The sequence below is a fragment of the Paenibacillus sp. FSL M7-1046 genome (genome assembly GCF_038007405.1).
Taxonomy (GTDB): Bacteria; Bacillota; Bacilli; order Paenibacillales; family Paenibacillaceae; genus Paenibacillus_AQ.
The window spans coordinates 5,514,774-5,539,506 of the sequence record NZ_JBBOXB010000001.1 but is presented as its reverse complement, the minus strand read 5'-3'; the positions used below and the strand labels follow the sequence as shown (position 1 = coordinate 5,539,506).

Genomic DNA, 24,733 nt, shown 5'->3' with positions numbered 1-24,733 from the left:
ATGTGTTTCCAGAACTTCTTATTTGCTCTCCACTGCATGGCCGCCGAATTCGTTGCGCAGTGCGGCGACCACCTTGCCGGTGAACGTATCGGTTTCAAGCGACCGGTAGCGCATCAGCAGCGCCATGGCGATGACCGGTGTCGCAGCCTGCAGGTCAAATGCCGTTTCCAGTGTCCATTTGCCCTCACCCGAGGAGTGCATAATCCCTTTGATCTCGTCCAGCTTGGCGTCTTTGGAGAAGGCGCGTTCTATCAGCTCCATCAGCCATGAGCGGATGACGGAACCGTTGTTCCACACGCGGGCTACTTCTTCAAAGTTGAAGTCATAACCGCTTTTCTCCAGCACCTCAAAACCTTCGCCGATCGCAGCCATCATGCCGTATTCAATCCCGTTGTGCACCATCTTCAGGAAGTGGCCGCTGCCGGACTTTCCGGCGTACAAATACCCGTTCTCCACAGACGTATCACGGAACAGCGGTTCGACCACTGCCCAGGCTTCCTCGTCTCCGCCAATCATATAACAAGCGCCATTGCGGGCGCCTTCCATTCCTCCGGAGGTTCCCGCATCCAGGAAATAGATCCCCTCCTTGCTCAACGCCTCATGGCGGCGGATCGATTCCTTGTAGTGTGAATTTCCGGCCTCAATAATGATATCGCCTTTAGACAGCAGCGGTGTAAGCTCAGCAATAACAGAATCGACAAACTGATGCGGCACCATAATCCAGGCAACCCGCGGGGTTTCCAGCTGATTAACAAGCTCGGCGAGACTCTTTGCCATAGCCGCACCTTTAGAACCCATCTCCTCCACCGCAGCGGCATTCACATCAAACGCTACAACTTCATGATCATGCTCCAGCAGGTTCTGGCCCAGATTGAAGCCCATTTTTCCTAAACCGACTAATCCTACTTTCATTAGATATCCCTCCGAAAATTATTAATTGGATCTTATAAAACCAAGTGGGCAAGTAGTTACAAAGGGCTTAATCAAGCACCCGGCCGGATGGCCACAGGATCGGTCTCATGAACACCATTCGGCTCATGCTGCTCCGCAGGGAGCTCATCATCCAACCACCAGTGGTCCTCTCCAAGCAGCTCATCGGCCGCATCCGGTCCGTAGGAACCCGCAGCATACGAATGAAGCGGCAGAGTGCCTTCCTCAGTGGCTTCAATAATCGGCTGCACCCACTGCCAGGACAGCTCGACTTCCTCCCAATGGGCAAAGAAAGTAGCATCTCCAAGCAAAGCATCGTAAATCAGGTTCTCGTAAGCTTCCGGCAGATCCGGATTACCCGATTCATGCTTAATGCTGACCGGCTCCAGCTGCCCGTGCTGGCGCGGATTTTTGGTGTTCAGCTGCAGGGAGATACCTTCGCCGGGACCGATTTCGATCACCAGCAGGTTAGGATCAAGATCCAGCTTCCCTCTGTTTTTGTTATGCAAATCATTAAACGGTTCTTTGAACTCTATAACGATTCTTGTTGATTTCTCTTTCATCCGTTTACCGGTACGGATATAAAATGGCACCTCACTCCATAATGGATCATCAATCCAAAGGCGGGCCGCGATATAAGTCTCATTCTGCGAAGAAGCTTCAATTCCCGGCTCGGAAGTATAGCCGGCTACCTCCCTGCCCCGGATTTCACCGGCGGCATATTGTCCACGGACCACATGCCGGGCCACGTCTTCTTTCAGCAAGGGGCGCACCGAGCGGATCACATGCCGCTTCTTGCTGCGGACATCTTCCGGCGTACTGCCCTTGGGAAGCTGCATCGCCATCATCATCAACAGCTGCAGCATATGGTTCTGAAACATATCGCGCAGAGCACCGGCTTTGTCATAATAACCTGCCCGTTCCTCTACCCCAACCGTCTCAGCGGCTGTAATCTGAACATTAGCGATATAGCGGTTCTGCCATAACGCTCTCAGCACCGGATTCGAATATTTCAGCACTTCGAGATTCTGGACCATCGGTTTGCCCAGGAAGTGGTCGATCCGGAAGATTTCCTCTTCTGTAAAAGCTGCATTCAGGCTGTCATTCAGCTCCCGCGCCGATTTCAAATCTCTGCCGAACGGTTTCTCGATGATCAGGCGTTTCCAGCCTTTGGTGTCACCTAGTCCGCTTGTGTTAATGTTGCCGGCAATCGGCCCGAAAAATTCAGGACCTACAGACAAATAAAACATCCGGTTCTCCGGAATGTTCAGCAGTTCCTCACGGCGCTGCACATGCGCCAGCAATTTCTTATAATCCTCCGGACGTCCAACGTCCAGCACGCTATATTCAAAAGCCAGCAGGAAATCCTGCAGCTCCGCCGATTCTTCTACCTTCCGCCGGGAAAAGGTGCGCAGCGAATCCAGCACTTGCGCCTGGAAGGTTTCGTTACTGAGCTCTCTTCTGCCGAGACCAATGACCGAGAGAGGACCGGAAAGCTTGCCATCTGCGAACAAGTTATATAATGCAGGGTATATTTTACGTTTTGCTAAATCTCCTGTGGCGCCAAAAAGTACAAAGGTTGATGATTCCACTTTCATTCCTCCCGTTGTTGTCAAATGTTTATGAGGTTACTTATTATTACTCGCAAACTTTTATAACACCCATCATACGACTGCAAAAAGTATTCGTCAACCTCATTCTGACATTTACGAAAAGTACTTATTTTCACGAACTCTTCACTATGCTATAGTAAGGAGGATATTAATAATAACTGTGAGGGGTGGGAAAGGCAATGAAGCAGGATTTCAAACCGTTGCTCGCCAAGGTGGAACATGCCTATCATATCATCGGGAAGAAATGGGTTAATCTTATCATCCACGTTTTAATGGAAGGACCCAAGCGCTTCAGTGAGCTGCATGCCATCATCCCTGATTTAAGCAAACGAATGCTGAATGAACGCTTGAAGGAGCTTGAAGAGTGCGGGTTGCTAAATCGTGTGGTCATCCCTGACCGCCCCGTAAAAACGGAATATTCGTTAACGGAAAAAGGGCAGGAGCTTGGAGCAGCACTCTGCCATGTGGAGGTATGGGCGATGAAATGGTTATAACTCCAGCCCCTTACCGTAAAAAAGAGGGAGTACCCAAGCCTTAACGGCTTCCGGTTCTCCCTCTTTTCGGGTTACTATTGTTTGCAAATGTCTGTTAATTGTTAATTACTGTTCAGATTGTACTCTGCCAGCACGTCTTCCGCCGAAAGCGTATTGTTATAGACCTTCAGTTCGTCGATCAACCCTTTGAACGGTGGATTCCAGTAATTAATGCCCAGAGTGAATACGGCATTCTTATTGGTAAACACATCCGGGAAGCCCGTGCCGGAGAATTTCTCCGATCCGTTGATGTACACTTTGACTTCACCTTCACGTACTGTAAAAGCGACATGTGTCCACTCATTCAGCGGGATTAGCAGACCGGTCAAAGCATCATACCAGGCCGTTCCTGACCATAGCAGCGTCTGGCCGCCGGCATTTTGCAGGACCAGGCTGATCCAGCTGTCCATGGTGCTTGCACCGAAAAAGGTGGTCGTGAAATCCGTCAGCTGCGCAGGATTTAACCACATGGAGACAGAGTAGGTGCTGCTGTTCAAAAGCCCGTCAGGCAGCCGGATACCGGAAGTACCATCGAAGACAGCCGCCTGTCCGGCAACACCTGTCCCATAGGTAATACTGCCGACCGTTGCACTGTCCACTTTGTCACCGGTTACCTTGCCCGCCGCAGACAGCTGCAGCGAATCCTGTAAACTTCCGTCAAACGCATAATAAGCTATTTTCCCATCTGTAACCTTCACTTGATAGCTGGAAGTAACCGCGCTGCCATCTGTCGCCTTTGCAGTAATACTTGCATCCCCGACCTTCAGAGCCGTTACTACACCTGTCACAGCATCGACAACTGCGACCTCGGGAGTGCTTGAGCTCCACTCCAGCTGCTGGTTACCGGCATTGGCAGGCAGTATGCTGACCACCGGGGTATAACTGTTGCCTGCAGCTACTTGTTGGACTGCTGTACCGAAGGATATCGAGGTCACCTTCGTATCCGTTTCCGACTCACCATTCACCAGCCAGCCCACGGCTTCCGGAGACAATGCTTTTTCATAGACCCGGAACTTGTCAACCAGGCCTTTGTACGGAATATCCCAATAGTTGACGCCGAGGGCAAACACGCCGGAATCATCTGTAAATACGTTGGTAAATCCGCTTTTCGTTGATTTCAGTACGCCATTCACATACATTTTGACTGTGCCGGCATCGTAGGTAAAGGCCACGTGAGACCATTCACCTGCCTTAATCTGCAGGCCCGTATCCGCATCCATCCAGGCCTCACTGCCAAACCACAAGCGGGTTGTTGTGACACCGTTGCCGTAAGGAAGCAGGCTGATCCAGTTCGTATCGGACTTTGCTCCGAAGAACGCAGTCGTAAAGGCGGTCAATTCATCCGGGTTCAGCCACATGCCCACGGTATAGGAGCTTCCGGAAATCAGGCCGTTTGGCAAACGGATGCCGGAGCTGCCATCCAATTGTGCTGCCTGTCCGTCTTCACCGCTTACATAAGTGACCGTACCGCCGGTGTTGTTCACCCGGTTCCCCGTTTCCGTCCCCGCTTCAAGCCGTCCGCCGCTTTCCTCGAGATTGCCCTCAAAGTCATAGGCGCCTACTAAACCGTCCTCCAGTTGACTGCCGCTAAGTGCTACAACACCTACTGTGAAGGTTTTGGTAGCGCTCGCATTGCCAAGCCGAATCGTAGCCGTCAGTTCCACAGACGTGTCACCGCTGCCAACCTCCGGCCGTGTTACCTTCCCGTCATTTCCAACAACGGCTTCATTGGACGAAGACCAAGTTATCGCAATACCGCGTACACCTTCGCTCGGCAGGGTTAGATCCCTGTACACTTTACTTGTGTTGCCAAGTGTCAGGCCGCTTGTAGCATTGGCCACCAGTTGCTCATCGCTCAGTGTTTCCAGCGCACTGCCCCAGACGGCAATACCTTGATCCGACATGGCAGTGAAGGTCATGACATGATCTTGGCGCGTGGAATCCCACAGCTTGACGAAGACACCTTTGTACAGCCGTTCAACGGCAGTGCCGTTCTGTGTCTCGTTGATGAGCAGATCGGCATAATAATCGCCTTTCAGTTTCCAGGTCCCGGTCACCGGTCCTGTAATGGTTCCGTCTGCCAGGAGTTCAATATCGGCGCTTGATTTGATTTTAGCGCTGATATCCTTGCCATGGTTGATGAACTGGTAGGCACCGGCGATGTCTTCCGCCGCTACTTTGCCGATAGTTTCGCCGGAGTAACGGTGCGGCGCGACCACCGGCCAGCCGTCCTCGTTCATGAACATCTGGTGTACGCGAAGCTCATGAGCTTCGCCCCGGTAAGGGAACCGGGTATGGAAGAAGTTGAACGTCTTCCCGCTGTCTTCATCGTAATATACCGAATTATGGCCGGATGAGACATAGCCATAGACCGGGAAGTCCGGATCGCCGTTCACGTTCGTGAACAGGAAGTTGCCCAGCAGCTTGTTGCCGTATGCCGAGTGGTCACCATCCGTGGTGAGCACCGCATCCTGCCCTGCTGCATCCTTGTACGGACCGCTTGGGCTGCTGGAACGGAACTGCCGCATACTGTAGCCGCCATCTGCCGCAAGACCGCCATAGGTTACATATAGATAGTAGTAGTCCGTATTTTTGTCGTACATTACATACGGGCCTTCACCGGATTTATAATTACCTCCCGAGATTTTGGTCCCAAAATAGCGGTCGATGATTCTGCCGTCCGCTGTCGTCCCGTCTTCTCCGGGATACTTGGGCCCGCCGGTTGCAGGATCAACCTCCAGCACGAAAATCCCGCCCGACCATGATCCGTAGGTCATCCACAGCTTGCCGTCCTTATCATAGAACAGCGTAGGGTCAATTGCGTTTGTGTACATTTTATTGTTATACGTACCGTCGGTATTAAACCAGGCCGGATTCATTGCCTCCAGTGTTCCATCATCAATCAGCGTCTGAATGTTGGTATTCGTCCATTTTTTGTTGACATCACTGTTCGCATCATAAGCTTCGCCTGCCGTGAAGCCGGAATACAGGACGGTTCCCCCGTAGGTGTAAGGTCCTTTAATATTTTGCGAAACGGCGTAGCCAATGGCTGAACGAATATAGGTGGAGGAAGTGGAATAATACATCATATAAGTGCCCTTGGTTCCATCCTCGTTAACATAGTCCTCATTCCAGAAAACATCCGGTGCCCAAACGGAGAAACCGCCTTTGCTGTCGGAATCGTTCTCCCCGGCCCAGGCGAAGGATTCCGCCAGATTCGCGGAAAGATCACCGTAGAGTACATTATCCGGCGTTTTATAGCCGTTGGTGAAAGTGCTCCAATTCATCAAATCTTGCGACTCAGCCGCCTCGATATGCGAACCGAAGACATAATACGTGTCGCCGTCCTTCACAACTGAGGGATCATGCACAGATACATTGCTGAACACCGGCGCGGTCGCTTCCGGCGAAACCACCGGTGTAGCCGTTGGTGACGGCGTTGGTGTCGCACTTGGTGTCGCACTTGGCATCGGACTTGGTGTCGCTGTCGGTGGTATCGGGGTCCCTCCCCCGCTGCCCGCAGTCGCTGTAGCAGTTGCCGTTGCCGCTGGTGTTTCCAGCTTGATCAGGGAGCTGTAGACCGGGTCAAAAACCACTTTGCCGCTGCCTTGGACAGTAATCTGCTCCTTCACGCCGACCTTGAGATTTTTGATCTCTGTGCCAGCTTCAACACGCAGTCCCGTCTTACGGTTAAGCGTCATGTCCGTGATGCTGCCTCTATTTAATACCAATGCCGGCTCACCCAACGCATTCATGACTACCGAGTCGAAGCTGCCGCTAAGCTGTACCACCGAATTTTTGGACAATGTCTGTTCCACTGTAATTTTACTGAAGCCCGTCCCGGTTGCAGCTGCATCTTCCTCAAGCTTGACGCCAGACTGAACAATGACGTCCGTTACAGCGCTGCTGCCTTTGGTTATGACTCGCAGCTTCCCGTTCTTTTTGTTCACCACCAGCCTGGAAGCCGTCGAATTGTGCATGACAACACTGTTTTCACCGCCACCAGTGACAACTATTTTGCCTGCGACCTTTACGTTGTCGAGGGTAACGTCCCCTTCAGCAATCCCTTCGGTAAGATACAAGTTGCCCGCGATGCTTGCGTTCTTGAGCTCCACTCCGGCTGTGCTGACAATAACATTCCGGGCAGTCAAATCGCTGTAGGTTCCGCTCTTGAGGATGATTTGCCCGGACAGTTTACTGATTAACCGCAGTGCCTCAGCTCTCGTTACTGCACGTTTCCCCTTAACGCTGCCATCCTCGTACCCGCTGAGGAAACCGTCTCCCAGCAAAGTAAGTACAGCTTCCCTGCTCCACTCCGGCAGCTCAGCGGCATCCTTCGGCGCGGCAGCGGCGGTTGAAGCATCAAGCTGGAACAACCGGTACAGCATCACGGCCGCTTCCTGCCGGCTGACCGTTTGGGCAGGGCGGAAGGTCCCGTCGCTGTAACCCGACACAAAACCGGCTGATACCGCTTTCATAACATCATTATAATAAACGCTTCCATCCGCAACATCACTAAACCTGCTCTCGCTCAGAGTCTGCAGATTAAATACTCTGCCTACAAGTGAAACCCACTCTGCGCGGGTAATGTTCTGCTCCGGTTTATAAACACCGTTCCCATAACCCGTGAGCAGACCATTATCTACCCATGTCTGAAAATCATCCTGTGCCCAGTGGCCTGTATAGTCAGGTGCTGAGATTTTGGCGGTAAGCTGTCCCACCTTGTTGTTATCGTTCACAGCCCCAGAAGCCGCCATGATCGGCGAAGGTACAAGCAGCAGCAGCGCAAGAAACGAAGACGTTAGCTTGCCAGTCATCTTGTTCAAATGTGAGATCCTCCGATTCTAAAAAATAGTCATGCCTAGCCTTGCGATTACAATATCAAGAAATTAGCGGACTTCTTTCTGGTATGCAGCACCTCCCCTTTTATCGCCCATAAATAAAACGCTTTCATGTAGTCATTAAAAAAATGTTCCGCCGTAAGGTTTTGTTTATTTCATATAAATAAAAACTAAACCATCATAAATCGGCTTGAACGGTTTTATTTTAACGGTACATTCGGCAATTAGTCAATTAGAATTTTATATTAAAATGAATCGTTTTATGTTTATATTGATATTAATCATCAGCAAATTAAAAACCATGAAATGAACCGCTGTGATCCGCTTCAGTAAAGGATTCATCGAAGAAATAAGCAAAAACCGATGACAATTATAGATCGAGGTGGCAATAAATAATTACGGAAACATTCATGTCATCGCTATATCAAAGAAGCCTGCAGGCACAAATGCGCATGCAGGCTTCTTTGATAACTATCCATGTACAGAATCTAAAAAACGCGAAGACTGCACTCACCTTGCTTACCGCAAGTAATGGAGGTCCTTGAGCTAATTCACTACGGTAATCCGCAAGGCCATATATTGCTTATTAGGCAGCTCGACGCGGTAGTCTCCTCTTACTAACTCCTGCACAGCGGTGATGGTCATATTCCACGTATCGATAATTTCAATCCGGTAGTCATGATCGGGTGGCAAAATTAGCTTCTTAAAAGCCGGCCGCTGATTGCCGTAGTAATAGAGATAATATTCGCCCGCCTTCCCTGCGCCTCCATCCAGCATGGGCATGGGGAGCGGGTCAATACCCTCTCCAGGTCCCTCCTCCATGATACTGCGGAGAAAGGAGATCCGCTCCGCACTGTCCCCGTGAAGTTCTCCCCCATGAGACCACCATAAAATATCTCCGGGATGCACATAGGTTTCGCCATGCCCGGCATATCCGCCCCGCACCGCCGCCTCCCAAAAACGCCGCACTAGCTCCTGGGCTGTGATATTGCCCCAGTCATAGTTGATATTGCCTTCATAACAGCATTCATCAACCACTACCGGCTTGCGGTAGAGATTGCGCCATTCCTTGACCCGCAGAAGATCGGGATGCTGAATACTGCAATGAGTCACCCACGGTTTGCCGTGATCATAGAAGCCCTGCCAGTTATGATTGGAACGCAAATGCTGGTATGGATCAAGCTCCTGCACCAGTTGAAAATAATGATCCCAGTCTTCCGTTTTTTTTCGCCCGCATCAGATCATGCTCATTGGCCATCGACCACCAGATATTCCGGAAAGCCGCCAGCCGGGCAACGACATAACGCAAATAGAAGTCATCACTTTCCCGGTCCATTGTGGAGAAACCCCAGCGGTCATACGGATGGAAAAGAATAATATCCGCCTCAATCCCCAGCTGCTGCAAATCCAGAATACGCCGCTCCAGATTGGCAAAAAAGACGTGATTAAATCTGCGGAAGTCCCAGCCCCCGGATACAGAGCCCTGAAAAGCATAGTCCGCTGGATCAAGCAGATTATAGTCATAATGCTTGGGGAAAATGCACATGCGGATTTTATTGAACGGCCCGGGCTTCAGCGTTGCCAGGGTCTGTTCCTGCAGATCTTCCCTCTGATGAGTCCAGGCATAGCAAGTAGTGCCGAAGGAGAAATGTGGCGACCCATCCGCATAGGCAAAATGGTATTGATTGCTCACACATACCGGCCCATGGTTACCTTCTCCAGCTTCCACGCAGACAAATTCTCCACTGATACCATTCAGCTCCGCGATGTTGCTGCGGGTTCTATATGTCCAAGTCCCCACGGTGTCAGGCATGAAACGGATTTTATAGCGCCCTTCACCATCATAGAAACCATCTGGCCGGAGCACGCGGTTGTTGTATTTAAACTCGGCGGTCAGGTCAACATCCACAAATGGATTACCGCTGCAAGGCCCGTTCAGTTCCAATTCAAACAAACCCCAGCGTTCAGCTTCCTGTTTCATTCACAAGCCCCATTTCCTCTTATTACCTACGCCATTATCCTTCCAGAGCTTTATATTCAAAAAAGTCAAAATACGCCTTTTTACTCTGCTGGTCCAGGTCCTGGGCGCAGACTCCTGCATAGGAGCCGGTGAACCCAAGTTTACCGCCGTATTCATCGGACAGCGTGCCGAAATCAAGCGGTGTGCACATCGCTGTCCAGACCTCTCCATCCAGAGAAGCGTAAAAAACGATATCCCGCCCGTTGATCTCTGCCTTGAGATAATAACGCTCCCAAGCCTTCACCGAGATTTGCATGGAGGAGATTTCATCGTATTTGCCAGCTCTGCACAGCACAACGCCAAGGCTTACGCCGCGGATCTCATCGGCCGTCACCCGCAAATAATAATAGTCACTGTCATCGTAATAGAGCACCAGGCCCGCCATTTCCAACATGCTAACAGGACTAAACTCCATACAGGTGGACACCCTGCAGGCAAAATGCTGGATCGGGCGGGCGATCATACTCTGATTATGCAGGGAAGCCAGCGATTCTCTGCCAGTCAGACGCAGAAAACCCGGACGCTCCGTCAAGCTTACCCATGAAGGATCAAAAGGAATACGAAGTCCCTGATAGGGATACCCCAGTTCTTCGCCATCGAACTCATCGCGTTCCGGCAATGATTCAAAGGGATGCGGCGGCAGGTCCGGCGCCTCTGTCACAAGGGCAGGCAGCTTCCCGCCATGCGCCAGCCGCAGCCAACCGTCTTCGGTCCATACACAGTGCTGGATCGCCGTCTCTCTGCCGAGCGGATTCATCGTCCCTGTCCCGGGAATCGGGCGTGTGCACAAATGGGCCATATACCATTCGCCATTCTGTGTTTCCACCAGTGACCCATGACCGGCCTGCTGGAAGGGATAGGTCAGATCATGGGCCGTCGTCATTATCGGATAATCAGGATCCGTTTCATAAGGTCCAGTCAAACTGCGGCTTCTCGCCATGGTGACCATATGGTTCACACCTGTGCCGCCTTCCGCAACAAGCAGATAGTAATAACCATTGCGTTTGTACAATTGCGGACCTTCCGTAACACCGGCCGGTGTCCCCTTATAAATTTCGTGCACCGGACCGGTCAGCTTGCCGGTTGAGAAATCATATTCCTGCATAATAATGCCGGAGAAATTGCTGTGGCTCTTGCGGAAATCCCAGCGCATATTTAGCAGCCATTTCCGGCCGTCTGTATCATGGAACAGAAAGGGATCAAATCCGCTGCCGTTCAGCCGGACCGGCTCACTCCATGGCCCCCTAATATCGGGCGCTGTAATGAGGTAGTTATGCAGATCCTTATACACACTCCTGCGGGATTTCACATCCGTAAATAGTAAATAATACAACCCGTTATCAAATGAAAGCGCCGGTGCCCAAATGGAGCCGGAACTTACGTTGCCGCGCAGGTCAACCTGCGAAGACTCCGTCAGTACACGGGTAAGCGGGTGCCAGTGAATCAGATCGCGTGAATGGTGGATCTCGACACCCGGGAACCATTCAAAAGTGGATGTAGCAATATAATAATCATCCCCAACCCGTAAAAAAGACGGATCGGGATGAAAACCGGTCAATACCGGATTCACAATCGGTTGCGCCATAAATTCTAAACCTCCAGGGATAATAAGATTGTCTATTTAAAATTTGGATTTACAGTTAATATTGTAGCGCTTGCAGCGGTTGAAAGTTATAATGAGTTATTATAAAATGTTTGTATTTTGTCATGATGGAGGAACTATGAAGCAGCTGTTCGAACCTGTTATTTTCACGGACCACAAGTCGCTCATCTGGGACTATCAGCTATACACTGATGGCTATTACAAGGGCTACTACCACTGGCACCAGTGCTGCGAGATCATGTATATCCACAACGGTCAGGGCAATGTTGTCGTCAATCAGCAAATGTATGATATCCGCTCCGGCATGCTGTTTTTTTTCCAGCCTTATCAGCTGCACCGGATTTATTCAGAGGTCTCTGCGGAATGCCCATTCGTGCGCAGCATTTTCTATGTGGACCCGCATTCCGCCGAGAATCTGCTGAAGAACTTCCCCAAGCGCAAAGCGCTCTTCTCTGCCTTATGGCAGGGTAAGAACACCTATTGCGGGTTTGATCTCGGCAGTCAGAATGAGGCCATACAATGGATTTATACCCAGTATGATCAGTGCCGGACCCATTCCCCGGTGGAGGATTCGGAGGATATTACTATGCTGCTTACGCAATTACTGAGCTGCCTGGGAACCGGCGGCAACATGTTGATCCAACCGGAGGAACGGCGGAATCTCCGCTATTCCGAGCAGATCATGAACTGGATCGAGGAGCATTACCAGGAAGAGGTGAACCTCGAGCAGCTCGCAGCGGAGACCCATTTATCGAAGTCTTATGTCTCGCGGATCTTCCACCAGGAAACGGGAAGCCGCCTGGTCGACTACCTGACCGCCCGGCGGATCAAGCAAGCCTGCCGCCTGCTCAGCACAACGGATATGCCTGTGGAGCAGATCGGTATCACGGTGGGTTTCCCGAATGCCTCCTATTTCAACCAGCTGTTCAAAAGAGTCCTCGGCACCACTCCCCTAAAATACCGGAAGAGTAATTAACGGGAATCTTCGCTCACAAAAACAATATTGCGCGCATATTCATTGATCAGCATTCTGTCTGTGCGCGCCTCTCCTATCACTTCGCCATTGATCTGCAAATTGATAAAAGATACACCGTCTACGCCCCGTTTTCCATCGTATCCATAAATACGGGAAGGTTGGATGTCAGCTCCGTCATAACGGACACTGCGGAACGTAATATTTTCGATGCCCGAGCCCGGTTCCGGATTATAATCCTTGTTCATCACCACACGCAGATCCAGCAGCTGACCCTGCTCTATCCGTTCCACCCTGATATCGCTATACAGGATATTCCGCACCATATTGCGGTCCCCGGCATTAATCGCCAGTGCTCCCCAATAATTCTCCTGAGGTTCATGATGCTCCAGAATATCGATATTCTCGAACACAATGTTCTCGATCAAATCCCCGTCGTGCTGGTGATCTCCATGGGTGCCAATCATCAGCGGATGAGCCACATCGGCCCATAGAATGGAGTCCCGTAAGCTAATGTTCCGGCTGTCTCCATAGAAATCCCATCTGGAGCCGTAAATGGCGATGCAGTCGTCGGAATTCCGCATGAAGACATCACGGATGTCAATATCGCTGCTCGCCATGATGTCGATTCCGTCGCTCCAGCCCCGTGTGCTGAATGACTTCAGGTTGTTGATCGAAATCTTAGCAGACTGCCCGATAAACACACTGTAATGCGGCGGATCAATGACTGTAATCCCTTCCACATTCACCCGTTGCGAGAAGACAATTCGTACACCGCGAAAAGCCGAAAACCGGTGGAAATCCGCCAAATAAATGACACCCCGCCCGTGGATGGTTACATCCTCTACTCCTTCACACACCAGTGAACCTACTAGGACTGACCCTCCGGCAAGATATACGGTCGTTCCTGAGGGAACCGGAAATGCCGTTTCTTCGATGTAATGAGTGCCTGGTGCAAAATAGAGTGTTTGCGGCATTCCGCCTTCGGCCTCTCTGGTCGTTTCGAGCAGGTTTAACAGATCGGGAGTCCGGTGAATGCCCGGCTGAATCAGGTGCACGCTGGCATACTCAGGCTGAGGCACATTTTCCTCCAGCTCATTCGCGAACAGATGCAGATTACGGAAACGGTCGCCGTTTATTTCCACCGATAGCTTTTGCGGGCCGTTCAACAGGAAAGAGAGTTTGCGGCCATCCTGCTCAAATTTGATATTTCTTGCTGCCGGAGCAATGTTCACATGAGTAATTTCTGTATAGAGGCATGTAATTCCCACTTCAGCCACACCCTGCAGATCAAAAAAAGCGAGCGATGCCGGGCGGACCTGATGCATGTCCACTTTGACCTCGTAAATCAAAAGCGGCTGCCATTCCCCTCCAACCGGACGAACCTTAACCCTGAAATCCTCCCTGAGCGGTATGTTATTGGGAGCGTTATAAATTTGCACTTGGTTCATTGACCTGAGTCCCCCCTGTAATTTTCCTATTCATATTATAAAGTTCAGGGGGCGCACAAAAGTTTGGCAACGTTATAAGGAAATGTTTATATTTTGTCGCGTTAGCAGTAGTTGTGGAATTCACGAATGATCTTTATTCAGTTATGATCATGACAATATTTCGATATTTTTGAATATCAAATCGCAACTTTGACAATACGGATAGCGATATACTGGGGGCACATCTAAACCATTGGAGGATTCGCGATGAGTAAAACGTATTGGCAGGAAATCATGGACAGACTCGATACAAAGGTAACGCGCATGGTGGAGCAAATCGGCGGCAAATGTCCGCATTTCGCCGGAGCAGACGGCAAATTTGACGATATCGGCTCAGACTGGTGGACGACGGGCTTTTGGCCGGGTCTCCTGTGGATTATGCATGATATGACCGGAAAGGACCTGTACAAGGAGGCCGCCTGGCATTGGGATGGCAAACTCGAGGAATGGTTTGTTAAACCGACCGTTGAATTGCATCATGATGTAGGTTTTCAATTTCTGCCGACAGCCGTAATTAAGAATACTTTGACCGGAGATGATGATGGGCTGCGCAGAGGACTTGAAGCCGCCAATTTCCTCGCTGCACGCTACAATCCGGTGGGCAAATTCATCCGTGCGTGGAATGAGGATAAATACGGCTGGGTGATTATCGACTGCATGCTGAATATCTCTCTGCTGTTCTGGGCGAGCAAGGTCAGCGGCGATCCGCGGTACAAGCATATTGCTGTGAGCCATGCCGAAACGGCGATGAAATATGGCGTCAATGAAGACGGATCGACCAAACATATTCTCTCCTTCGACGCAGAGACCGGAGAATACATCGAGAACTTTGGCGGACAGGGTTATTCCGCCGAATCCTGCTGGAGCCGCGGGGCAGCCTGGGGACTTTATGGCTTCATCAACACTTACCGCCACACCGGGGATGAGCGTTTTCTGGATACGGCCAAGCGGATTGCCCATTATTTCATCGCGGCATTGCCTGAGGATCAGGTGCCGTATTGGGATTTCCGTCTGGAGGATGACAAGCGGATGTTCAGAGACAGTTCGGCTGCATCCATCGCTGCCTCCGGATTGCTGGAACTCGCTGAAGTTGTTCCGCCCGGCGAGAAGAGCCTTTACGCTAATGCTGCAGAACGGATCTTGCGCTCGCTGACAGAGAACTACGCCACCTGGGACCAGCCGGAGCATGAAGCCATTCTGCTGCATGGTACGGGCAGCGGAACCTCCTTCATCGACGTGTCTCTGATTTACGGAGACTACTACTATGTGGAAGCTGTCTCGAAATTGAACGGATGGAAACATCGCATTTTATAAGCTTGAGAATGAAGCATGTGACCATAGAAAACGCCTTGCTCTCCCTAAGAGGACAAGGCGTTTTGTATTGATACGTACAGTTTATTTATGCTGAGTATTCGCTTCATTGATCAGTTTTTCAGCTTCTATTGGAGTTAACTTTCCAGCTTTCACCTGTCTTTCGCAATAAAGCTTTATTGCAGCCAGCAATTCTTCTTTGGTGTCATAGGGCCCGATGTCTGATATATTTCCGTTGTCATCGGAAATTGTCATTCCGTGGGCTGAAGATACCTCTATTTCTCCAGGGTTATACGACAATATCACGTCATCTTTTCCGTCCACCGATTTTGAGACCTTCACTCCCTTCTTAATATCCTCCAATATTCCTTCATACATGGCTATGGCCTCATTAACCTTCTCGGGGGTCCATTCATACCAGCCGTCGGTCGGGTTCCAGCCTTTTCCGCCGATGATGGATTGCAGCGATTTCTTTTCTTCCGCAAGCCATGTTTTATATTCTTCATAGGTCCACCATACAACTTTTGGCGTCGGATTCGCTTGTTCATATGCTTCTTCACTCATCCACGTTTTCCCGTCATCGTTGCTGATTTGAACTGCGCCAGTTTCATCGCTATAGGAATACACAGCATCAGACGACTCACCCATTGTGCCAGACTGGCCCTCGGAATTATCCGAATAAGCGAAGTCTTCATTGTCCGCAATACCGAGTTCCTTTCTTTTCTCAGCGAACTCCTTCTGCAAAGCTTTCTTCTCGGCTGTTGTCTTGCTGAACTCTTCCGGGCTCCGCTTTTCGATTCCGGCCAGCTTGCCATTCTTATAGACTGCATATACATCCACAGTTCCATCCATCATGGACTGGCCGACTCCGGCCTGTTCATCAAAGAAATCACGGACTTCTTCATTTTGATACATTAATTCGTGGCTTTTTGCATCGTAGACCAGACCGTAGGGTTCATAAACCGCCAGCGAATTCTCTTCAAAACCACTGCCAGAAACCGGCTTAGCAGCACTGGTTGCAAAAGCAGTGACTGTACCCGCAATCAGCAGCAATGCCGCTGCAGATCCAAAAACTGTCGTTTTTTTCATTTTCATAATCGCAATGATCCTCTCTTCAATTGAATTTTTACTGAAGCTATTGAATAACGGAGTCACCTTGCTTTTCTTCTCCTCCATCCCAATCAGCGTCATAGCATAAGCCGCTTTTACGGGTTCCCCAAATGTCCGCACGACGGTTTCATCACAGGAGAGTTCAATATCACGGTTGACCAGGATGTACATCACCCAGACCATTGGATTGAACCAGTGCAGGCACAGGGCAAATGTCAACACCAGCTTGGTCAATGCGTCAAACCGCCGGATATGCACAAATTCATGGGTGAAAATATACCGCAGCCTCGTTTCATCAGTCCAATCCATATCTTTAGGCATGAGTATTACAGGGTGGAGAATGCCATACGTCAACGGCGCTTTAATTTGATCCGATTGCCTGATTTGTACCTGCCGGCGCAGGGGATGTTCCTGCAGCCAACGGGCGGTGAAATCATTCCCGACCGGCAGAGAGGTTTGAAACTCCCTGCGGCATTTAATATAGGTCACGATAAAAAACAGGGCAAAGGCACACATCCCTAGCAGCCCAATGATGACAAGAGGTGAAATGGATGCTGATGCTGATGCTGATGTCGATCCCGATGACGCGACATTTCCAATTGACTCCGCTGTCCCTGAAAAATTCACGGTATGTAAGATTCTTGATGCTTCCGCAGGAGGCGGAGTTGAGGATGTTGTCCTAAATACCCGCTCCAGCCTCTCTAAAGCTGTGTAGAAGCTGAAGGGAGACGGGATCGAGAACGGAATAAGCAAGCGGCAGAGCACCACGCCCCAAAGTACGAGAAATGTTTTCTTCGGGAGCTTATGCAAGGTCAGCGCACGAATAACCACAATCGCAATAATAAGTACAGCCGCGGTCAGGCTCATTTGAAAAATATCCATCAGCCAGCTCATTTCAATTGCTCCACGAGCTGCTTGAGTCTTGCGATCTCCTTAGCGGATAGTTTCTTCGTGTTCAAAAGAGAAGCAAACAGCATCTCGGTGGAGCCGTCAAAGACCTTGTTAATCAATTCAGCCGTTTCTTGTTCCTGTACCTGCTCTTTAGGGAGAATAGCCCGGCAGAGAAAATTAGGCTCCAGTCGTTCAATGGCGCCCTTGTCGATGCATTTCTTGATCACAGTGTAGGTGGTGTTCTTGTTCCAGCCCACCTGCTCACCCAGGACTTCAGCAAGCTGCTTGGCGGTTATAGTCCCTTCCTTCCATAAGACATCCATGACCTTGAGCTCAGAGTCAAAAAGTTTAATTTGAATATGGATCATCTCCTTCCAGACTATTGCAATAGTTTGTAAATTCATACTACTACGATAGTCTGCACATTTCAAGACTACTGCAGTAGTTTTTGGGAATTTTATTTTTCTCACAGGATTTCCGTATCTCAAAATGATTAAAAAGCGGTCCCCCGGTCATGAGCTAACCGGAGGAACCGCTTATTCTGGTATTCCCTATATCAAGTATTCGCTTTGTGCTGGAGCACTCTGCTTATTGTTCATCCAGCCACAGGATAGCTGTTACCCCGCGAGGATAATATTTGCTGCCGGTAATTTCCCCGGAGATAATCTGGTCGCTCCAGCTCCAGATGGAAAGCTGCGGATGCGTGAGCCATTCCACATGCGCCCGATCCGCTTCCCGGCCGGCTTCATTCCATTCCAGCCCGAGAATTTGTCTGGCGATAAATTGGCAGAGATACACTTTGCTCAGCCAGCTGTTGTTGCTGGTGGAGGAGATTTTCCAGCCGCCGTTCTCGAACAGGCAGACACCCTACACAAGAACCGCCTCCAGATGCCGCTCCAATGCCGCGATATAAGCGCCGAACCGGCCTCCGCGTTCCAGTGCTTCCTTGCAGCCTGTGAAATACGGGAAGACCAGACCTTCAATCGCCGGGATGATCTTCGAATCATTCCCTTCCCCAATCACTGCCGGGATATAACCATCTTCTGTCACGCTGGCAACAATAGTTGCCGCGCAGCGTTCTGCTTGAGCTCCGGCTGTTTCTGACAGTTCCGTGTTTCCATTCTCCCGGAAAATCTTCTCCATGGCCAGATAAGCCGCCCAGCACTTCCCGGCAAGATAGATGTTGTTGCGGGCCTGGCCAAGCGAAACATCCAGGCTGTCATAGGTGGTAATTTCGGCACCACCCATTGTGCGCGAGCTGTCGAGGCCCATAACTCCGTTTCTCTGCTCCGGGTCCGGATGATCGCGGTTCAGCATACTTTGCAGGCAGCTCTCCAGCACGGTCAGATTCCGCTCCATCCAGGAAAGATCGCCTGTATGCTCCAGGTAAACGGCCGACGTAAGAACCCAGTTGACCAGCTGTTCATGAGTCATATGCGAGAAGCAGCCGTCAATGCCGTACATCTCATAGGCGGAATAACCGGGACGTGATACAGCATTTGCCACCCCCATATCATGGGTAAAGCTGAGACCTCCAGGGTACTCCGTTTGGTCGCCAGGGAAGCGGACCGTATCGGTGTAGCTGAATCTGTCTACGAACATATCCAGCTCGTTGCGCACCGTCCATGGATTCATCTTCAGTTCATAGAACAGCTGATCGACGGTAAGGTCGAAGGTGTTCATCATCCGGTATTCGCCTTCATTTACGATCCAGAACGGCTTGCCCTTGTAGTCCAGCAGCTGCGTCGAGCCGTAATAGCTGCGGATAGCATGGGCCAGCATAAAGGTCTGATCCCTACTAAGGCCGGTGTTTTCCAGCAGGCTGTTCGCCTGCAGCGCCTGCTGCTTCAATTCATCAAAATGCGACAACGCATATTCCGCCACGGACTCCACATTGCTGAAATAGCGGTTGTAGTAATAGGAAGCATCCATACCGGAGGTAACGTAACCTGACCGGTGGAAGCTGATAGCGAAACGGTATGTCTTCCGGACGCCAGGCGGAACATCCATAACAAGCGCTCCTACCCGGCCAAGGCCAAAGGTCCAATTCTCCTCCAGCTCTGACAGCAGAATATCCTCCAATTTAAAATGCATGGCCGACCTTGCCGTTCCCTGCTCTGCGGCAATCGCCACAAATCTTCCTTGCCCGACACCGGCAAGCTCTGCAGAGCAATCATCCAGTCTTCTCATCGCACTATAGGGATCGTTGCCTTGGAAGCCAAAGAATGCACGCCGCTCAACTTCACCGGCAGTGTTATCTACTTCAAATTCCACCAGCAGTGCCGGCAGCAAAATCCCCTTCAACTCTTCTTCCGAAGCCGTCTCCGGGTCCGGCACGGACCGCACCGGCGAATAAATGCGGAAGGTCAAATCACCGGCCTGCCAGCTGTCTGTAGTCAGCTTGAAATCCCGGACAATTTCCCCGTCCGCAAACGGAAAGAGGATCCGCGGCTTAGACGGTTTAGGATCAGGATTCTCGATATCGTAGCGCTTGCTCTCATCCTCTCCGTCATGCTCGTGAAACGGCAGCGTATCAAAGTCGCTGCCATCCTTCCGCTGCAGTCCGATAAATATATTCTGTCTGGGCGGCTTCCCGGCTTCCAGATCAAAGCCGCCTCCAGCCCCCTTAAATCCTAATGTAAAGCTGGCAAAAGAGCCGATTGGTGAATGATGGGCGTTAAAAAACTGATTCTGCGGCATATCGTAAAAACACTCCCTCCAGGCTGATTCCCGGCGGCGGCCGGGCTCTATCTCTATGTTATCTATGCCGCCCTGGGTGCGACAGGGCCAAAGCCGCCTATTATTTGGGCAAATCAATCGCCTGGAGCAAGCTATGCTATAATAAACCCATATTCTATTCGAAAATGAGGATGGCAATGAAGTCAAATGATCCCGGCATTCAGCATTCCCTCGACGGCCGGATGTCACCAGACATCCAGGCAGCTTTTCATATTTTTGCCGCCCACTGGCGCAAAGTAAATACGCAGTGGCAGTATCCAGTACATACCCACCCAATGTTTGAAATCAATGTAGTTCTGCAAGGCAGGCAGCAAATGACGGTCGGCGGCCGCGCTTACGTTCAGGAAAGCGGAGATATTCTATTCATCCGCCCCGGCGTGCAGCATTCCAGCCTCGGCGCGGATTCCGGCAATGAAATGACTTATTTCTGCCTGCATTTTGATATTGATGATCTGATTCTGCGGCGTTCCCTAATGACGATGGATACTGTAAGTCTCAGCGGGAGCAGCCCGGAGCTGCGGTCTATCCGCTCTGCGCTGGACATTATCATCAGCAGGGTGATTCTCTCCGAAGCCAGCGATTCACAGTTGAACCGGTTGATGATACTGAACGCCTCATTGCAGCTATTCACCGCACTCAGCGGCTGGGTCTTGGCCGAAATGCCTGTTGTTTCTGGAAGCGCACTTCCGGGAGTCACGGAGAATACCGTTGCCCTGGCGAATGCCATCGAAGGCCTGCTGCAGGAATCCGTCTTCACGGCAGAAGCTACAGGCAGCCGTGGTGAAGGTATTGAAGGCATTGCAGCGCAGCTGGGTTATAGCCCGAATCACTGCAACCGGGCCTTCCGTCAGATCTACGGGATGTCTCCGAGACAATATCTCTCCGATCTGATTATCCGCCATGCCAAGCTGCTGCTGCTTGACAACAGCCTGTCCGTCGAAGCGATTGCCCATCGGCTCGGTTACCGCGACGTCTCCCATTTCAGCAAACAATTTAAGCGCTGGACCAGCCTGCCTCCAATGGGCTACCGCAGGCTTACAGCTGATCCAGAGCTGTCAAAAGATAAATTAAGCTAAACATCAGGAGCATATATGAAAATGCAGCAAGGCCGCCCCTGTGATTTAGGGGCAGCCTCAACAACAGATTATGCTTAACCTTTGGTAGCACCTGCGGCGATGCCTTTTACAAAATACTTTTGCAGCGATACAAAGACAATCAGCACAGGCACAACGGACATCGCTGTTCCGGCAAAAATCATATCCCAGCGGGAGGAAAATTCACCGATATAGCGGTAGATTTCCACGACCATCGTCTTGGCTTCGCCTGAAGGAAGCACGAGCATCGGCAGCAGGAAATCATTCCAGATTCCCAGACCGTTAAGCACAACCATGCTTGCCGTAACCGGTCCCATAAGCGGGAAGACAATTTTCCAGAAGATTCCGTAACGGGAGCAGCCGTCAATCTCTGCCGCTTCCTCAATTTCCTGCGGAATGCCTTTGACAAAGCTGGTGTAGAGCAGGCAGCCAAAGCCGACAGCCCCGGCAACATAGACCAGAATCGGACCGGCAAGACTTCCGTACAATCCGAACATTCTCAGCTCTTTGAACAAAGGGATCATGTAAGCCTGAAACGGAATCATCATCCCGGCCAGGAAATACAGGAACATAAATTTAGTCCAGCGGACATTTCTGCGTTCGATGGCGTAACCCGCCATAGGAATGATCAAGACCTGAGCAACAATCGAAACCAGTGTTAGAATCAGACTGTTCAGGATCGCCCGGGGAAATTCGGTTTCTGTGAGCAGGTATTTAAAGCTGTCCAGATATAATCCCTTAGGGAACGCGATGGCGTCCCTCATAATTTCGGCGTTGCTTTTAAAGGCGGACATCAGGTTAAAGAAGATCGGGAAAAAGAAAATGATCGCCAGCAGCAGCGTTACAATAAACAGGGAAATCTCCCAGAGTCTTTTTTTCGTATGAATCGTCATATTACATCTGCACCTCACGTTTCCGGAGGAATTTAACCTGGATGACCGTAATGATCATAATGATCAGGAACAGCACCATTGCCAGCGCCGTACCAAAGCCCTGCCTTAGTTCGCCAAAGCCGACTTTATAAATAATATAGGTCAATGTCTCGGTATCAAAGCCGGGGCCTCCATCGGTCATTACTGCAATCTGATCAAAAATCTTCAGCGCACTGATCATGGAAAGCACCATACATACGGTCATCGATCCAGCTAACAGCGGGAAGGTAATGTGGCGGAATTGCTGCCAGCCGTTCGCACCGTCAATGCTCGCCGCTTCATTCAGCTCAGCAGGAATGCCCTGCAGCCCCGCCAGATAGATGATCATGTAATACCCCGCACCTTTCCACACCGTGGACAAAATGATCGAAATCATCGCATACTTCGGATTCCCGAGCCAGTCTACCATCCAGCTTCCCAGCCCGACACTATCCAGAATCTGATTAAACACACCAAAGTTGTAGTTCAAAATCATGGCCCAGACAAACCCCATTACAATCCCGCTGAGCAGAGTAGGGAAATAAAAAATACTTCTGAACAGATTGCGGAACCAGCGCACTTTATCTACAAGAATGGCCAAGGCAATAGCGGCGATATTCTCCAGCACTACCAGGCTGACCGTCATAAGCAAAGTATTCTTCAGCGCGTTGTGAACGCGGGGGCTATTCCAGATTTCCACAAAGTTAGCGAACCCGATGTACCTCACATCTTCGCTGATGCCATCCCATGAGGTGAAGCTTAAATATATACTTCCTACAGTAGGAACAATAACGAACAATGTATAAATCAAAAATGATGGCAAAATAAACATGAATGCATAGGACTGCCACTTCTTCTTTTTCTTCGGAACGGCTGCCGCCAGCGGCTTGTCTGCTCTCTCTATTGCTGTAGCCATAGTTACTCTCCCTCCCGGAGATGCGCCGGTAAAGAGGAGTGGTTCACCTTGAACGAAGGCACTCCTCTTCCGGACGCTCTTTCTTTACTGTTGGTTAGCCTTCACTTGTGCATCGTATTCGGTATCGGCTTGTTTCATATAACTAGCAACCTCTTCATCATTCACAACTAAATCCTGCAGCAATTTATAGTACCAGTTGCGGAACTGCGGCGGAATCTGGTTATCCCCCCACCAGTTGTTGATCGCCAGGGATTTGGTAACGTTAGGATCAGCAATCAAATCCAGGGCTATCTTCATTTGCTCGCCCGTCTCGTAGGTTACCTTCTCTTTTGTGGATGGAATGGCATTGACGCTGGCCAGATACGGTGAATATTGTTCAGGTGCAAAGAAGTACCGGATAAAGTCTTTAATGGCTTGTGTTTTGTCGGCGTCTTTGGCGGCTTCAGCGGACAGAGACCAGCCGGCAGGTGACGGAAGGCCAATTACGTTCACTTTACCTTCGCGGTCAGGAATCGCATAGAACCCGAAATCGAAGTTTGGATCGGCCTCTTTAATTTGCGAGAACATCCATGTGCCGGAGTAGAGCTGAGCGGCTTTACCGGAGACCAGAATAGATGCCGTCTGGTTGTCACCGGTGCTTAGCCAGCCCTTGTCGACGTAATTCTTGAACAGGTCTTTAAAATCCGTCATGGCCTGAACCACATTGGCATCCGTAAAGCTGACTGTTTTGGCCGTACGTTTGGAGTTCCAATCCGGGTCCTTTGAAAACACATCGTCAATCAGGAATTTATTCACCCAGAAGCCCATGTGGAAAATATCCTTACCGCCAACCACCAGCGGGGTGATTCCGCCAGATTTCAGCTTCTCCTGGATCGCCAGGAACTCATCATAGGTTTTGGGGAGTTCAGTAATTCCGGCATCGGTATAAGCTTTTTTGCTGTAAATAATGCCTTGAGGCACGTTGACGGACAGCGGAGCGTTCCAGACCTTGCCTTCTACCTGCGGAGGATTATCGAATAAATCCAGCAGGTCGGTTGGCAGCTCAACAATTTTACCGGCATCGGCAAAAACCTCGGTATCACGCATTTCCACCAAATCCGGGAATTCGCCTACCGCATCTTTGGTCTTCAGCCAATCGAGATAAGCGGCAGAGGTCGTTTCGCTAAGATCTTTAATCTTCACATTCGGATTAGCTGCCATAAAGGCTTTGACCGTATTGGCAATCGCCTGTTTCGTTGCAGGGTCACCGGCGGCGTAACCGATGGTGAAACTAACCTCTTTCTTCGTATCTGCCGCTGCCGCGCTCGGAGCATTGGATGCCGCTGTCTTATCACCGGTATTGGCATTTCCGTTATTATTGTTGTTGCTGCCGCAAGCCGACAGGATAGCCGTAGCAGCAAGCAGCATCACAGACAGCTTTGTCATTGTTTTTGTAATCATCTGTAGAACAACCCCCTAAAATTTTGTTAGCATCACTACGGGAAAACACTTCGTACCTTCGTACAAAACGGAGTATGAATTTTGGGAACACTGCTGTGGAACCGTAAGTTGGTTACTGACTGGAAACTGGGGTTTGATGTGCGCATCATCTTTTCGAAAGCGTTTCCTTGCTACTAGCATAGCACCCGCCTATTCGGGTTAGAATGAAGTTTCTTAAGGCTCATGTGCGGTAAATTTAAGAGAAAAACCCAAGCAGAAGTGGTTGGGCATTCTCAAAAAGTACAAAAAAACGGAGGTCCGGGGACCTCCGTCTGTATA

General features: G+C 50.4%; 16 protein-coding genes and 1 pseudogene. 4 read left to right on the top strand and 13 right to left on the bottom strand.

Going from position 1 to position 24,733, the window contains the following annotated elements; genetic code table 11:
- Positions 1-18: 18 nt before the first annotated feature.
- Together gnd and zwf are read right to left on the bottom strand one after the other, a co-directional pair.
- Positions 19-912, bottom strand: a complete 894-nt coding sequence (gene gnd / locus NYE29_RS24605) for a phosphogluconate dehydrogenase (NAD(+)-dependent, decarboxylating) (protein ID WP_340897873.1) — start codon at positions 910-912, stop codon at positions 19-21.
- Between the two features lie 71 nt (positions 913-983).
- Entirely contained in the window at positions 984-2,522 is a 1,539-nt protein-coding gene (gene zwf, locus NYE29_RS24600; protein WP_340897872.1) for a glucose-6-phosphate dehydrogenase, read from the bottom strand.
- Between the two features lie 200 nt (positions 2,523-2,722).
- Between zwf and NYE29_RS24595 the strand changes: the two genes are divergently transcribed.
- Positions 2,723-3,037 carry a winged helix-turn-helix transcriptional regulator gene (locus tag NYE29_RS24595; protein WP_038593196.1) on the top strand — a complete coding sequence of 105 codons (315 nt, stop codon included), beginning with the start codon at positions 2,723-2,725 and terminating at the stop codon, positions 3,035-3,037.
- 101 nt (positions 3,038-3,138) lie between these two features.
- Here NYE29_RS24595 and NYE29_RS24590 read toward each other — a convergent pair whose 3' ends face one another.
- The 4 genes from NYE29_RS24590 to NYE29_RS24575 all read right to left on the bottom strand — a co-directional run bounded on the left by NYE29_RS24590 (position 3,139) and on the right by NYE29_RS24575 (position 11,522).
- Entirely contained in the window at positions 3,139-7,893 is a 4,755-nt protein-coding gene (locus tag NYE29_RS24590; protein WP_340899795.1) for a LamG-like jellyroll fold domain-containing protein, read from the bottom strand.
- 570 nt (positions 7,894-8,463) lie between these two features.
- The gene (locus NYE29_RS24585) at positions 8,464-9,081 is read right to left on the bottom strand and encodes a DUF5605 domain-containing protein (protein ID WP_340897871.1); all 618 of its coding nucleotides are present in this window, start codon (positions 9,079-9,081) and stop codon (positions 8,464-8,466) included.
- A gap of 13 nt (positions 9,082-9,094) precedes the next feature.
- Positions 9,095-9,898 carry a DUF5060 domain-containing protein gene (locus NYE29_RS24580; protein WP_340897870.1) on the bottom strand — a complete coding sequence of 268 codons (804 nt, stop codon included), beginning with the start codon at positions 9,896-9,898 and terminating at the stop codon, positions 9,095-9,097.
- Between the two features lie 34 nt (positions 9,899-9,932).
- Positions 9,933-11,522, bottom strand: a complete 1,590-nt coding sequence (locus tag NYE29_RS24575) for a glycoside hydrolase family 43 protein (RefSeq protein ID WP_340897869.1) — start codon at positions 11,520-11,522, stop codon at positions 9,933-9,935.
- 136 nt (positions 11,523-11,658) lie between these two features.
- Between NYE29_RS24575 and NYE29_RS24570 the strand changes: the two genes are divergently transcribed.
- Positions 11,659-12,516, top strand: coding sequence for an AraC family transcriptional regulator (locus tag NYE29_RS24570; RefSeq protein WP_340897867.1), 858 nt, complete (start codon positions 11,659-11,661; stop codon positions 12,514-12,516).
- Here the strand turns inward: NYE29_RS24570 and NYE29_RS24565 are convergent.
- The gene (locus tag NYE29_RS24565) at positions 12,513-13,964 is read right to left on the bottom strand and encodes a glycosyl hydrolase family 28 protein (RefSeq protein WP_340897865.1); all 1,452 of its coding nucleotides are present in this window, start codon (positions 13,962-13,964) and stop codon (positions 12,513-12,515) included. The two genes, NYE29_RS24570 and NYE29_RS24565, sit on opposite strands and share 4 nt — an antisense overlap.
- A gap of 246 nt (positions 13,965-14,210) precedes the next feature.
- Between NYE29_RS24565 and NYE29_RS24560 the strand changes: the two genes are divergently transcribed.
- Positions 14,211-15,317: a glycoside hydrolase family 88 protein gene (locus NYE29_RS24560; protein ID WP_340897862.1), complete on the top strand. Its 1,107-nt coding sequence runs from the start codon at positions 14,211-14,213 to the stop codon at positions 15,315-15,317.
- A gap of 81 nt (positions 15,318-15,398) precedes the next feature.
- Here NYE29_RS24560 and NYE29_RS24555 read toward each other — a convergent pair whose 3' ends face one another.
- From NYE29_RS24555 to NYE29_RS24545, 3 genes and pseudogenes are all read right to left on the bottom strand, one after another.
- Complete coding sequence (locus tag NYE29_RS24555) at positions 15,399-17,318, bottom strand: M56 family metallopeptidase (protein WP_340897861.1); 1,920 nt, start codon at positions 17,316-17,318, stop codon at positions 15,399-15,401.
- Positions 17,315-17,719, bottom strand: a complete 405-nt coding sequence (locus NYE29_RS24550) for a BlaI/MecI/CopY family transcriptional regulator (protein WP_340897859.1) — start codon at positions 17,717-17,719, stop codon at positions 17,315-17,317. The genes NYE29_RS24555 and NYE29_RS24550 overlap by 4 nt, the downstream gene beginning before the upstream one ends.
- Positions 17,720-17,903: 184 nt before the next feature.
- Positions 17,904-20,015: pseudogene (locus NYE29_RS24545) on the bottom strand (glycoside hydrolase family 52 protein).
- Between the two features lie 176 nt (positions 20,016-20,191).
- Here NYE29_RS24545 and NYE29_RS24540 point away from each other — a divergent pair.
- Complete coding sequence (locus NYE29_RS24540) at positions 20,192-21,130, top strand: AraC family transcriptional regulator (RefSeq protein WP_340897858.1); 939 nt, start codon at positions 20,192-20,194, stop codon at positions 21,128-21,130.
- A gap of 74 nt (positions 21,131-21,204) precedes the next feature.
- Here NYE29_RS24540 and NYE29_RS24535 read toward each other — a convergent pair whose 3' ends face one another.
- From NYE29_RS24535 to NYE29_RS24525, 3 genes are all read right to left on the bottom strand, one after another.
- Positions 21,205-22,041, bottom strand: a complete 837-nt coding sequence (locus NYE29_RS24535; protein ID WP_197073602.1) for a carbohydrate ABC transporter permease — start codon at positions 22,039-22,041, stop codon at positions 21,205-21,207.
- Position 22,042: 1 nt separating this feature from the next.
- Positions 22,043-22,975 carry a carbohydrate ABC transporter permease gene (locus NYE29_RS24530; RefSeq protein WP_340897857.1) on the bottom strand — a complete coding sequence of 311 codons (933 nt, stop codon included), beginning with the start codon at positions 22,973-22,975 and terminating at the stop codon, positions 22,043-22,045.
- Positions 22,976-23,059: 84 nt separating this feature from the next.
- On the bottom strand, positions 23,060-24,415 hold the full coding sequence (locus NYE29_RS24525; protein WP_340897856.1) for an ABC transporter substrate-binding protein: 1,356 nt from the start codon (positions 24,413-24,415) through the stop codon (positions 23,060-23,062).
- Positions 24,416-24,733: the final 318 nt, after the last annotated feature.

Bases quoted from the DNA above. Each gene is read 5' to 3' on its own strand.
- gnd (WP_340897873.1), bottom strand. From the start codon at position 912: ATGAAAGTAGGATTAGTCGGTTTAGGAAAAATGGGCTTCAATCTGGGC.
- NYE29_RS24595 (WP_038593196.1), top strand. From the start codon at position 2,723: ATGAAGCAGGATTTCAAACCGTTGCTCGCCAAGGTGGAACATGCCTAT.
- NYE29_RS24590 (WP_340899795.1), bottom strand. From the start codon at position 7,893: ATGACTGGCAAGCTAACGTCTTCGTTTCTTGCGCTGCTGCTGCTTGTA.
- NYE29_RS24580 (WP_340897870.1), bottom strand. From the start codon at position 9,898: ATGAAACAGGAAGCTGAACGCTGGGGTTTGTTTGAATTGGAACTGAAC.
- NYE29_RS24575 (WP_340897869.1), bottom strand. From the start codon at position 11,522: ATGGCGCAACCGATTGTGAATCCGGTATTGACCGGTTTTCATCCCGAT.
- NYE29_RS24570 (WP_340897867.1), top strand. From the start codon at position 11,659: ATGAAGCAGCTGTTCGAACCTGTTATTTTCACGGACCACAAGTCGCTC.
- NYE29_RS24565 (WP_340897865.1), bottom strand. From the start codon at position 13,964: ATGAACCAAGTGCAAATTTATAACGCTCCCAATAACATACCGCTCAGG.
- NYE29_RS24560 (WP_340897862.1), top strand. From the start codon at position 14,211: ATGAGTAAAACGTATTGGCAGGAAATCATGGACAGACTCGATACAAAG.
- NYE29_RS24555 (WP_340897861.1), bottom strand. From the start codon at position 17,318: ATGAGCTGGCTGATGGATATTTTTCAAATGAGCCTGACCGCGGCTGTA.
- NYE29_RS24550 (WP_340897859.1), bottom strand. From the start codon at position 17,719: ATGAATTTACAAACTATTGCAATAGTCTGGAAGGAGATGATCCATATT.
- NYE29_RS24540 (WP_340897858.1), top strand. From the start codon at position 20,192: ATGAAGTCAAATGATCCCGGCATTCAGCATTCCCTCGACGGCCGGATG.
- NYE29_RS24535 (WP_197073602.1), bottom strand. From the start codon at position 22,041: ATGACGATTCATACGAAAAAAAGACTCTGGGAGATTTCCCTGTTTATT.
- NYE29_RS24530 (WP_340897857.1), bottom strand. From the start codon at position 22,975: ATGGCTACAGCAATAGAGAGAGCAGACAAGCCGCTGGCGGCAGCCGTT.
- NYE29_RS24525 (WP_340897856.1), bottom strand. From the start codon at position 24,415: ATGATTACAAAAACAATGACAAAGCTGTCTGTGATGCTGCTTGCTGCT.